This window comes from Butyricimonas paravirosa, assembly GCF_032878955.1.
In the GTDB taxonomy this organism is placed as follows: Bacteria; Bacteroidota; Bacteroidia; order Bacteroidales; family Marinifilaceae; genus Butyricimonas; species Butyricimonas paravirosa.
The window spans coordinates 2,052,484-2,064,626 of the sequence record NZ_CP043839.1 but is presented as its reverse complement, the minus strand read 5'-3'; the positions used below and the strand labels follow the sequence as shown (position 1 = coordinate 2,064,626).

General features: G+C 49.8%; 8 protein-coding genes. 6 read left to right on the top strand and 2 right to left on the bottom strand.

Annotated features, from left to right (window positions below; genetic code table 11):
- Window positions 1–208 precede the first annotated feature (208 nt).
- Both F1644_RS08665 and F1644_RS08660 read right to left on the bottom strand, forming a co-directional pair.
- Complete coding sequence (locus tag F1644_RS08665; protein WP_004312625.1) at window positions 209–964, bottom strand: LytR/AlgR family response regulator transcription factor; 756 nt, start codon at window positions 962–964, stop codon at window positions 209–211.
- A complete protein-coding gene (locus tag F1644_RS08660) occupies window positions 945–2,036 on the bottom strand; it encodes a sensor histidine kinase (RefSeq protein ID WP_168044615.1) in 1,092 nt (363 codons plus the stop codon). Before F1644_RS08660 ends, F1644_RS08665 begins: the two co-directional genes overlap by 20 nt.
- Window positions 2,037–2,317: 281 nt before the next feature.
- Here F1644_RS08660 and F1644_RS08655 point away from each other — a divergent pair, with 281 nt between their 5' ends.
- The 6 genes from F1644_RS08655 to F1644_RS08630 are packed head-to-tail and all read left to right on the top strand — an operon-like array spanning window position 2,318 to window position 12,118.
- A complete protein-coding gene (locus F1644_RS08655; RefSeq protein WP_004312627.1) occupies window positions 2,318–2,872 on the top strand; it encodes a GNAT family N-acetyltransferase in 555 nt (184 codons plus the stop codon).
- 15 nt (window positions 2,873–2,887) lie between these two features.
- Window positions 2,888–4,006, top strand: coding sequence for an efflux RND transporter periplasmic adaptor subunit (locus tag F1644_RS08650; RefSeq protein ID WP_004312628.1), 1,119 nt, complete (start codon window positions 2,888–2,890; stop codon window positions 4,004–4,006).
- Window positions 4,003–7,116: an efflux RND transporter permease subunit gene (locus F1644_RS08645; protein WP_005822092.1), complete on the top strand. Its 3,114-nt coding sequence runs from the start codon at window positions 4,003–4,005 to the stop codon at window positions 7,114–7,116. The genes F1644_RS08650 and F1644_RS08645 overlap by 4 nt, the downstream gene beginning before the upstream one ends.
- Window positions 7,117–8,478, top strand: coding sequence for an efflux transporter outer membrane subunit (locus tag F1644_RS08640; protein WP_004312631.1), 1,362 nt, complete (start codon window positions 7,117–7,119; stop codon window positions 8,476–8,478).
- 15 nt (window positions 8,479–8,493) lie between these two features.
- Window positions 8,494–10,803, top strand: coding sequence for an ATP-binding protein (locus tag F1644_RS08635; protein ID WP_004312632.1), 2,310 nt, complete (start codon window positions 8,494–8,496; stop codon window positions 10,801–10,803).
- Entirely contained in the window at window positions 10,796–12,118 is a 1,323-nt protein-coding gene (locus F1644_RS08630; protein WP_004312633.1) for a sigma-54-dependent transcriptional regulator, read from the top strand. The genes F1644_RS08635 and F1644_RS08630 overlap by 8 nt, the downstream gene beginning before the upstream one ends.
- Window positions 12,119–12,143 lie beyond the last annotated feature (25 nt).

The window sequence follows — 12,143 nt, the reverse complement described above, 5'->3', positions numbered from 1 at the left end:
TTGGTTCGCAGTTCGGCAAGTGAACGAAGTCCGACGGGTAACTTCATTGCCGACCATGTCATTGTCGGACATCTGTTAAGAATAAGAACTAACTGAAAGGGATGAAAATATAGTAGAATCAAGTATCTGGCTTTCTAACTGATAAATAGAAATCTAGATACTTGATTTACAAACTAAATATATTTGATACTCTTTTTGCAAGAATAGTCTACCTGTCAATCCATTCTTTAAGCCTCTGCGCCTTTTCCTTGCTCACTTGTATTTCCGTCTTCGGATAACCTTTCAAACGGACAATCAACTTTCCTCCAAAATAATTACCGAGGAACAAAACGTGCTCTACATTGATGATATATTGGCGGTTTGCCCGGAAGAAATAGTCCGGGTTCAGTTGGTGTTCAAGTTCATCCATTGACACATTGACCACTTCGGAAGTGCCATTGTTGAGACGAAGATGTACAATCTTGTTTTCTGTTTCGATATGGTTGATGTCCGAAACTCGCACGGTCTTATATCCGTCACGATAAGGAAGCAGGAAACGCTCCCTATAACGGAACTTGCTCTTCTGTAAGGCGTCAAAAAGCTGTTGCAAGTTTTCGTCGGTATAATTCTTTCCGGCTTTGACTGCCTTGTCAATGGCCGCTTCAAGTTCATCCGGATCCAGCGGTTTCAGAAGATAGTCAAAACTGTTGAACTTGAATGCCTGTACTGCATATTCATCGTATGCGGTGGTAAATATGATGGGAACGGTTGCCTGGGCATGTTTAAGAGCCTCGAAACTCAAACCGTCAGTTAGCCGGATATCAGCAAGGATGAGGTCTGTGGTTTTGCCAGATTGAAAGAATTCGACTGTTTCTTTGATGCTGGCAAGCGGACCTTCAACAATAAATGTTCTGTCAATATCGTTCAGCAGCCTTATGAGGCGTTTGGCATTGCGCTGTTCGTCTTCAAGAATCAGTATTTTCATAAGGGTTGATGTTTTTTATGATGGGCAGACTTACCGAATAGAAGTTTTCGGCATTCTCTATCTTGACCTTTTTATCACAAAGTAAAGCATATCGTTCTATGATATTTTTAAGTCCTAAACCGGTTGATTCGATTGGGGACATCAAAGGTCGTTTCAGGTTGCAGACGGTTATGTAATCATCGGACAACTTTATGTTGATAACCAACGGATGTTCAGATGAAAAGCTGTTGTGTTTTATTGCGTTTTCTACAAGAAGCTGCAATACAGCCGGAGGAAGAAAACCTTTGCATTGTCTGACGCCCGGACTTACTTTTGCAATGACCCCTTCGTTGTGGCGTACTTTCATCAAATACAAGTATGAATCAAGAAACTTGATTTCGTCGGCAACGGGTATCAGATTGCGGTCCAGATTGGTGATGATGTATCGGTACACTTTCGATAGGTTACTCAGGAATTTTCCGGCAAGCTCGGTATCTTCCTCAATCAGTTCCAGCAGGTTGTTGAAGTTGTTGAACATGAAGTGCGGGTTGATTTGCAGTTTCAGCGAGTTGAGTTGCGACTGCAAGGCGATCTCTTTTTCCTTCATCAGCGCCATTTCGAGTGCTTGTTTCTCGTCGCGCACCTTGATGTAAGACTGAAGGTAGAAGGAGTTGGCATAGACGCTTGACAGGAAGGTAGATATCATGGCAAAGGTGTATGCGCCTTTCATGTTGAGGAGTTCGTCGAGAAGCCCGTTGTCGGTTTCGTCCCATAGGAAATTGAACAAGGTTATCATACCGAACGCAACGATATTGTTCAGTGCCATTAGGCAGGATGCATAGACCATTCCCCACACGTAGGATGTCCTGAACGGCAATACCCTGAAGACCAGAAAACAGAATCCTAAGGATATGTAGGTAAAAAGCATACACAGCAGAAAATCGACCATGTAATCAGCGATTGTCATTCCCGGCAATTGGTCGATGGTCTTGTCATCGAGTATAAACCACATGACAAGGTAGAATACATAGGAGACGGCAGATAGCAACAGGCCGTTCTTCCAACTCATTATTTTCATTTTCACTTGGGTCATATCGGGTGCAAAGTTACTCTTGATTCGGCAAAGATAAGGCTTTACTCCTTTGGTTGATAGGATAAACAGGCTGAAACGGATAAAATTACTATCGAAACGATAATAACTATTGGTGAAATACACATTGTATTTGTTAAAACCGATCTGCACTTGAAAGATTATCCTTTTTTCGGTCTTAACTGTCAGTTTGGATAGTTCGGACTTTAATTTATCCGCTTCGATACTCTTTGAATTGCAAGAACTTTTATAGGGGTATAATTTTGCATCTCAAAAAAAAGTGTATGAAAATTGAAACAGAACGTCTTGTAATCAGAGACTTTCAAAAGAGAGACGTTGTTGGACTTTTGGAATATCTTTCAAATCCTCGTGTGAATTGCTTTGCCGCCGACCGCCTTTGTTCTGAAGAGGCGGCATTCGTATATATGCAGTATTCCCAAAAAGATATGCAACGCTATGCAGTGAGTTTGAAAAAGGAGGACTTTATAATCGGTGATGTTTTCGTTTTGCGTGAAAATGAAGATACTTACAATGTGGGCTGGCATTTCAACAAACGTTTTGAGGGCAAAGGATTAGCTCGTGAAGCGGTTATCGGATTGTTGGATTATCTTTTTCGGGAGGCGGGTGCACGGCGTATCTATGGATTTGTGGAAGATGACAATATTCGCTCCAAACGCTTATGCGAACGCCTTGGTATGCGCCGCGAAGGATGCTTCAAGGAATTTGTGACATTTATAAACAATCCTAACGGCACCCCGAAATATGAAGATACCCGTGTTTATTCCATTCTAAAAAAAGAATGGAATTCAATCAGTGCTAAATCAATTACGAATAATTAAGAACAAGAAAAGAATATGAACAAGCGATTCATTATCATTAATTTCGCCGCATTTGCCGTCATGCTGTTTCTGTCGACTGGATGCAAGCAGGACGGTAAGCAGGATGCGGTACCGAGTTATCGGGTCATAACAGTATCGTCCATGCCGGTGGAAATATCCGAATCTTATTCCGCCACTATCCGCGGGCGACAAGATGTGGATATCATGCCGCAAATATCCGGCCGCATCACGCGTCTATGCGTGAAGGAGGGCACACGGGTGACGACAGGGCAAGTACTGGCAGTGATAGACCAAACACCCTATCTGGCAGCCTTACGCACAGCTTTGGCTAATGTCAGCGCAGCACGGGCAAAAGCGGAAACGGCACGAATCGAACTGCAAGGTAAGCAAGCCTTGTTTGATGAGAAGGTAATATCCGAATACGACCTTTCTCTTGCCCGAAACCAACTAGCTGTGGCACTTGCCGAACTCCAACAGGCCGAGGCGCAGGAAGCGGATGCACGAAACAACCTCTCTTATACTGAAATCAAAAGTCCGAGTAACGGCGTGGTAGGCACATTGCCCTACCGCATCGGTGCGCTTGTCAGTCCCAACATGGAGCAGCCTTTCACGGTCGTGTCCGACAATGCGGAGATGTATGCCTACTTCTCCGTGTCGGAAAACATGCTGCGACACCTATCCACTCGCTACGGCTCGATTGACAGCCTGATAGCCAAGATGCCGGAAGTGAGCCTGCAACTCAACGACGGTAGTCTGTACAAAGCGAAGGGACGCATCGAGACCGTAAGCGGTGTGGTGGACCCTGCGACCGGAGCGGTGCAGATCAAAGCCCTGTTCCCCAATCCCGAACGCGAACTGCTGAGCGGCAGCATCGGCAACATCGTCCTTCGGAACCCCCAAACGGATGCCATCACCATTCCCATGACCGCCACCGTGGAACTGCAAGACAAAATCATCGCCTACCGACTGAAAAACGGACGGGCGGAAGCTGCCTATCTCACGGTGGACCGCCTGAACGATGGCAACCGGTTTATCGTAAAAGAAGGTCTCTCGGTCGGCGACACCCTCATCGCCGAAGGCGTGGGACTGGTGAGAGAAGGCATGAGCATAACCCCTAAAGACGAAACGAAATGAAGCTACGATTTTTTATAGACCGCCCGGTGTTCTCGGGCGTTATCTCGGTGGTGATTGTGCTGTTGGGCGTCATCGCCATGTTCTCCCTGCCGGTGGAGCAATATCCCGACATCGCCCCGCCCACCATCAATGTATGGGCATCCTATCCCGGAGCCAACGCCGAAACCGTGCAGAAAGCCGTGATAGTGCCGCTGGAAGAAGCCATCAACGGCGTGGAAGACATGACCTATATGACCTCCACGGCATCGAACACGGGAGACGCCTCCATCAACATCTACTTCAAGCAAGGAGCCAATGCCGACATGGCAGCCGTGAACGTGCAGAACCGTGTGAACGCCGCATTGAGCCAGCTTCCGGCAGAAGCCACCAAGACCGGTGTCACCACCGAAAAGCAGCAGAATGCCGAGCTGCTGACCTTTGCCCTCTACTCGCCCGATGACCGCTTCGACCAGACGTTTCTGAACAACTACATGAAAATCAATGTCGAACCGCGACTGAAGCGCATCAGCGGCGTGGGAAAGGCGCAACTGTTCGGCTCCAATTACAGCATGCGCCTCTGGCTGAAGCCCGACCGTATGGCGCAATACGGGCTCATACCCGACGACATATCCGCCGTACTCGCGCGGCAGAACATCGAAGCCGCCACCGGCTCCTTCGGTGCCAATCACCCCACGGCCAACGAATACACAATGAAGTACCGCGGACGCTTGTCCGGTGCCGATGAGTTTGGCGAACTGGTAGTCAAGTCCTTGCCGGGTGGCAACGTGCTTCGGCTGAAAGAGGTTGCCGATGTGGAGCTGGGCGATGAATACTACAACTACTCCTCCCAAGTGAACGGCCATCCGGCAGCCATGATGATGATAAACCAGAAGGCAGGGTCCAATGCGTCGAGCACCATCAACGAGATTCACGAAGTGCTCCACGAACTGGACCGTGACCTGCCCGAAGGAGCGGAATTCGTAGTGCTTACCGACACCAACAAGTTTCTGTATGCCTCCATCCGCTCGGTCATCCGCACCTTGCTGGAGGCGATACTGCTGGTTATCGTAGTGGTATATGTATTCTTGCAGGACATCAAGTCAACGCTTATTCCTGCCATATCCATCTTCGTTTCCATCATCGGCACGTTCGCCGTGATGTCCATGATAGGCTTTTCCATCAACCTGCTCACCCTGTTTGCGCTTGTGCTTGCCATCGGCACCGTGGTCGACGATGCCATCGTGGTGGTGGAAGCGGTGCAGGCGAAGTTTGATGAGGGCTACCAGTCGGCGGTGCTTGCGGCCGATGATGCCATGAAAGACGTTTCATCGGCCATTCTGACCTCTACCATCATCTTTATGGCAGTGTTCTTTCCCGTTGCCATGATGGGCGGCACTTCGGGAGCCTTCTATGCGCAGTTCGGCATCACGATGGCGGTTGCCGTGGGCATCTCGGCCATCAATGCCTTCACCCTCTCACCGGCACTTTGCGCCCTGTTGCTGAAGCCCTATATCGACGAGCACGGCAATACAAAGGACAACTTTGCAGCCCGTTTCCGAAAGGCGTTCAATGCCGTTTTCTACCGTCTGAGCCGACGCTATGTGCGTGGAGTGATGTTCATCCTCCACCGCCGGTGGCTGATGTGGAGCTCTATAGCAGTGTCCTTTGTATTGCTGGTGCTGCTGGTCAACGCCACCAAGACGGGCCTTATCCCCGAAGAAGACACCGGAACGGTCATGGTGAGCATGAATACGAAGCCCGGCACGTCAATGGCGCAGACCGTCAAGGTGATGGAGCGCATCAACAGCCGCCTCGACAGTATCGGCGAGATAGAATACAACGGTGCGGTTGCCGGCTTCTCTTTCAGCGGTTCCGGTCCGTCGCAGGCCATGTATTTCGTGACACTCAAAGACTGGGAACAGCGTGAGGGAGAGGGGCAGTCGGTCAACGACGTCATCGGAAAAATCTATGCCGCCACCTCCGACATCCCTGATGCCACGGTGTTTGCCATGTCGCCCCCAATGATAGCCGGATATGGCATGGGGAACGGCTTTGAGCTCTACTTGCAGGACAAGGCAGGCGGAGACATTACCGCTTTCAAGAAAGAGGCGGACAAGTTTGTCGAGGCCTTGTCGCAGCGGCCCGAAATAGGCGAAGTCTATTCCTCCTTTGCCACAGACTATCCGCAATACTGGGTGGATATCGACGCCGCCAAATGCGAGCAGTCGGGAGTGTCGCCCGCAGAGGTGCTTTCCACCCTGTCGGGCTATTATACCGGACAATATGTTTCCGACTTCAATCGCTTCTCCAAGCTCTACCACGTCACCATGCAGGCTCCGGCGGAATACCGTGTGAATGCAGAGTCCATTCATCATATCTATGTACGCACCTCTGATGGCGGCATGGCACCGTTGAGCCGGTTCGTGCGTCTGACCAAGACCAACGGTCCGTCAGACCTCACCCGCTTCAACCTGTTCAATGCCATCTCCATCAATGGGTCTCCGGCCCGGGGTTACAGTTCGGGGCAGGTGCTCGAAGCCATCAGTGAGACGGCACGCAAGGTTCTCCCGGCAAATTACACCTACGAGTTTGGCGGCATCTCGCGCGAGGAGAGCAAGACAACCAACAATGCCACGCTGATATTCCTGCTCTGTATGGTCCTGGTCTATATGATTCTGTGTGCCTTGTACGAAAGCGTGTTTATTCCCTTTGCGGTTCTGCTGGCAGTGCCTTGCGGGTTGATGGGCAGTTTCCTGTTCGCATGGCTCTTCGGTCTGGAGAACAACATCTACATGCAGACCGGTCTGATTATGATTATCGGCCTGCTTGCCAAGACCGCCATCCTGCTTACCGAATATGCAGGCAAGCGGCGGTCGGAAGGCATGACACTGGCACAAGCGGCATACAGTGCGGCAAAAGTCCGTCTGCGCCCCATCCTGATGACCGTGTTGTCTATGGTGTTCGGCCTTATCCCGCTGATGCTGGCTCACGGAGTGGGTGCCAACGGTAGCCGTTCGCTTGCCACAGGTGTAATCGGCGGAATGATTGTAGGTACATTGGCTCTGTTGTTCCTCGTGCCTTCATTGTTCATCGTCTTCCAATATATCCAAGAACGTATTAAGCATAATTAAATGAAAAAGACAGCAATATATATCATATTGTCAGGATGGATGCTTACCGGCTGTGGCACGTACAGCCGGTATCATCGCCCCGACCTCTCGATGGAGAATCTGTATAGCACCCTTCCGGCAGACGCCGATACCACCACTCTGGCCTCCCTGTCGTGGCGGGAAATGTTTACCGACCCTAAACTTCAGTCCTTGATTGAAACAGGACTTGACCGAAACACAGACCTCAATGTGGCACGGCTACGGGTGGAAGCGGCAGCCTCCGCCTTGCTGACAGCTAAACTCTCCTATCTACCCTCACTCGGACTGAATGCCGAAGGTAATGCCGGCAAGCACGATGGAGCAACGGCAAAGACATATAATGCAGGAGCGACAGCAAGCTGGGAACTGGACATCTTCGGCAACCTCACAGCTGCAAAACGTGGTGCCGCTGCCGCCTTGCAAGGAAGCCGTGATTACCGGCAAGCCGTACAGACTCAGCTTGTCGCCACTATTGCCGACAGTTACTATACCCTTGCCATGCTCGACGCGCAAATGGCAATAAGCCACCGCACCCTTGAAAACTGGCAGACTACCGTGCGCACTCTCGAAGCATTGAAAAAAGCCGGACAGTCAAACGAAGCCGGTGTATTGCAGGCAAAAGCGAACGTGATGCAGCTCGAATCGTCCCTATTATCCATCCGCAAGAGCATCTCCGAAACAGAAAACGCCTTGTTTGCAATACTTGCCATGCCGTCACACTCAATAGCACGAAGTAATCTGGTCGAAGCAGCTTTCCCCGATACCGTCTCTATCGGAGTCCCCTTGCAGTTACTTTCCAACCGTCCCGATGTGCGTCAGGCAGAAATGGAACTGGCGCAGGCGTTCTACACAACCAATGCGGCACGTGCCGCATTCTACCCCCATATCACCCTTTCGGGAACACTTGGATGGACCAATAACGGTGGCGGTATAATCACCAATCCCGGACAATGGTTGCTCAATGCCATCGGTTCCCTGACACAGCCCTTGTTCAATCGAGGCGCAAACATCGCCAACCTGAAGACTGCCCAAATCCGCCAGGAAGAAGCGAAGTTACTGTTCCAACACTCTTTGTTGAACGCAGGCAAAGAGGTAAACGATGCTTTGACCGCATGGCAGACTGCGAAATCGCAACTTGAAATCAATGCTCGGCAGGTGGAAACATTATGCGATGCCGTGCGGAAAACAGAATCACTGATGCGTCATTCCAATATTACCTATCTGGAAGTATTGACCGCCCAGCAATCTCTCCTTGAAGCGGAAGTGCAACAGCTGCAAACTCGTTTTGAACGCATACAAAGTGTAATCAAACTTTATCACGCGTTGGGAGGAGGACGATTTTAATTCGTAAGAGAATAGATGGAATTTGTACGTAAGGCAATAGCATTAAGTCACACTTTCATAATTCTAATAGTAGTAGCCATTGCATTTACTTGTCATAATGAATGGCAGGAAGTGGAAGCATTGGAGGTTGGCAACCGGCATATAGATGAATTCAGGAAGGAGGTAAACCGTATTCATATCCAACTGATAGAGTTTTCGCTATTAGGAGAAACTGCATTGGATTGGGACGAAACGGATTTGGAGAATTACCATGCCCAACGCATTGCATTGGACAGCACATTGTGCCTGTTCAATGAAACTCATGTAATTGGACGTATTGACAGTGTGCGCAGTCTTTTGGAAGATAAGGAACGGCAGATGTTTCAGATTGTTCGGTTAATAGACGAACAACAATCCATCAACAAGAAGATTGCCAGTCAAGTACCTCTCATTGTTCAGACAAGTATGCAGGAACAGCCCAAGAAACCGAAACGAAAAGGGTTCTTGGGCATATTCGGCAAAAAAGAGGAAACGAAGCCGCCGACAACAACAACTACGCTTCGTTCACCCAATAGAAGCATGGTCAGTGAACAGAAAGAGCAAAGCCGTCGATTGTCGGAACAAGCCGACAGTCTTGCCGCCCGCAATGCAGATCTTAACAGGCAGTTGAAGGGGCTAATCTGTCAAATAGAAAATAAGGTACAAGCCGACCTGCAAGGGCGGGAAGACGAAATAGTTGCCATGCGTGGAAAGTCATTTATGCAGGTAGGCGGTTTAATGGGATTCGTCCTTCTGCTGTTGTTAATTTCCTACATCATCATACACCGTGATGCAAAGAGTATCAAACAATACAAGCGCAAGACAACGGATTTGATAGGGCAACTGGAACAATCCGTACAACGGAACGAGGCACTGATAGCATCAAGGAAGAAAGCGGTACATACCATCACCCACGAACTGCGCACACCACTAACGGCAATAACAGGTTATACTGAGCTGTTACAGAAAGAGTGCAGCAAGGAGAACAATGTGAATTTTCTTCAAAGCATACAACAATCTTCCGACCGTATGCGGGATATGCTTAACACCCTGCTGGACTTCTTCCGCTTGGACAACGGCAAGGAGCAGCCCAAACTGTTGCCCTGCCGCATCTCCACAATCACGCATACCCTTGAAACGGAGTTCATGCCCGTCGCCATGAACAAGGGGCTTTCCTTGACCGTAAAGAACGGAAACGATGCGGTTGTACTGACCGACAAGGAGCGAATCATCCAAATTGGAAACAATCTGCTGTCAAATGCCATCAAGTTCACGGAGAAAGGCGGTGTGTCGCTGACTATCGATTATACCAACGGAGTGCTGACACTGATTTTCGAGGATACAGGCACAGGCATGACAGAAGATGAACAGCAACGTGTATTTGGGGCATTTGAACGCCTCTCAAACGCCGCCGCAAAAGACGGTTTCGGACTTGGACTTGCCATCGTGCATAACATAGTGGCGATGCTTGACGGCAAAATCCATTTGGAAAGCGAGAAAGGGAAAGGAAGTCGTTTCACAGTGGAAATACCCATGCAGAAAGCCGAAGAAATACCGGAAAAAGAGATACAGACTTATATCCACCGGGAGGAGAGAAACCTCAATGTTGTCGCCATCGACAATGATGAGGTGCTGCTCCTGATGTTGAAAGAGATGTATGCACAGGAGGGAATACATTGCGACACTTGCACCGATGCGGCGGAACTGATGGAAATGATACGCCGAAAAGAATACAACTTGTTGCTGACGGACTTGAATATGCCCGGCATAAACGGCTTCGAGCTGCTGGAACTGCTCCGATCGTCCAATGTTGGCAATTCACAGACAATCCCCGTGGTCGTGGCAACCGCTTCGGGCAGTTGCGATGCGGAGGAACTTTTGGAACGAGGCTTTGCCGGATGCCTGTTCAAACCATTCTCCATATCGGAACTGCTGGAAATTTCCGACAAGTGCGCCATTAAAGCGACACAGGACGGTAAACCGGATTTTTCCGCCTTGTTGTCCTACGGCAATGAAGTTGTCATGCTGGAAAAACTGATAACGGAAACCGAGAAAGAAATGCAGGCGGTACGGGATGCGGCAATGCGAAACGATCTGCAAGAACTTGATGCCTTGACACACCACTTACGCAGTTCGTGGGAGATACTCCGTGCCGACCAGCCGCTGAAGGTGCTTTATGGTGTGCTTCATGGAAAGGATAAGTCCGATAACGAGGCGTTAAGTAATTCCGTGACCACCGTGTTGGATAAAGGAGCGGAGATTATACAGTTGGCAAAGGAGGAAAGGAGAAAATACGAAAATGGATAAGACAAGAATAATCGTGGTGGAGGATAACATCGTGTATTGCGAATATGTCTGCAATCTGCTGGCACGGGAGGGATACAGTACCGTGAAGGCTTACCACCTGTCAACAGCGAAGAAACATCTGCAACAGGCAACGGATGATGATATAGTAGTTTCTGACCTGCGCCTAAACGATGGCAACGGAATAGACCTGCTGCGCTGGATGCGCAAGGAGGGAAAGATGCAGCCGTTCATCATAATGACCGACTACGCCGAAGTGCATACGGCAGTCGAAAGCATGAAACTCGGTTCGATAGACTATATTCCGAAGAAACTGATAGAGGACAAACTCGTCCCCCTTATCCGCTCCATACAGAAAGAGCGTCAGTCGAGACACAGCCGGATGCCCGTTTTCGCCCGTGAAGGTTCCGCCTTTCAGAAAATCATGCACAGGATAAAGTTGGTAGCCGTCACCGACATGAGCGTGATGATATTCGGAGAGAACGGCACAGGCAAGGAGCATATCGCCCACCATCTGCACGACAAGAGCAAACGGGCTGGCAAGCCCTTCGTGGCGGTGGACTGCGGTTCGCTATCCAGAGAACTTGCGCCGTCGGCTTTCTTCGGACACGTCAAAGGCGCGTTCACGGGTGCGGACAGCACCAAGAAAGGATATTTCCATGAGGCGGAAGGAGGCACGCTGTTTCTTGACGAGGTGGGCAACCTTGCGTTGGAGACCCAGCAGATGTTGCTCCGTGCCATACAGGAGAGGCGGTATCGCCCGGTCGGTGACAAATCGGACAAGAGTTTCAACGTCCGCATCATCGCCGCCACCAACGAGGATCTGGAGGCGGCAGTGAGCGAAAAGCGTTTCCGGCAGGATTTACTCTACCGTCTGCAAGACTTCGTGATAACCGTGCCGCCCTTGCGTGACTGTCAGGAGGACATCATGCCGTTGGCGGAGTTCTTCCGCGAGATAGCCAACAAGGAACTGGAGTGCAATGTGAGCGGTTTCAGTTCCGAAGCCCGTAAAGCGTTGCTGACCCACGCATGGCCGGGCAACGTGCGGGAGCTTCGGCAGAAAATCATGGGAGCCGTGTTGCAGGCTCAGGAAGGTGTGGTCACGAAAGAGCATCTTGAACTTGCCGTGACGAAACCGACCTCACCTGTCAGCTTCGCCCTGCGCAATGATGCGGAGGATAAGGAGCGGATAATGCGTGCGTTAAAGCAGACAAACGGCAACCGGAGTGCCGCCGCCGAACTGTTGGGAATAAGCAGAGCTACACTATACAGTAAACTTGAAGAGTATGGACTTAAATATAAATTCAAGCAATCATAACTGATAATCAGACACTGTTTCACTG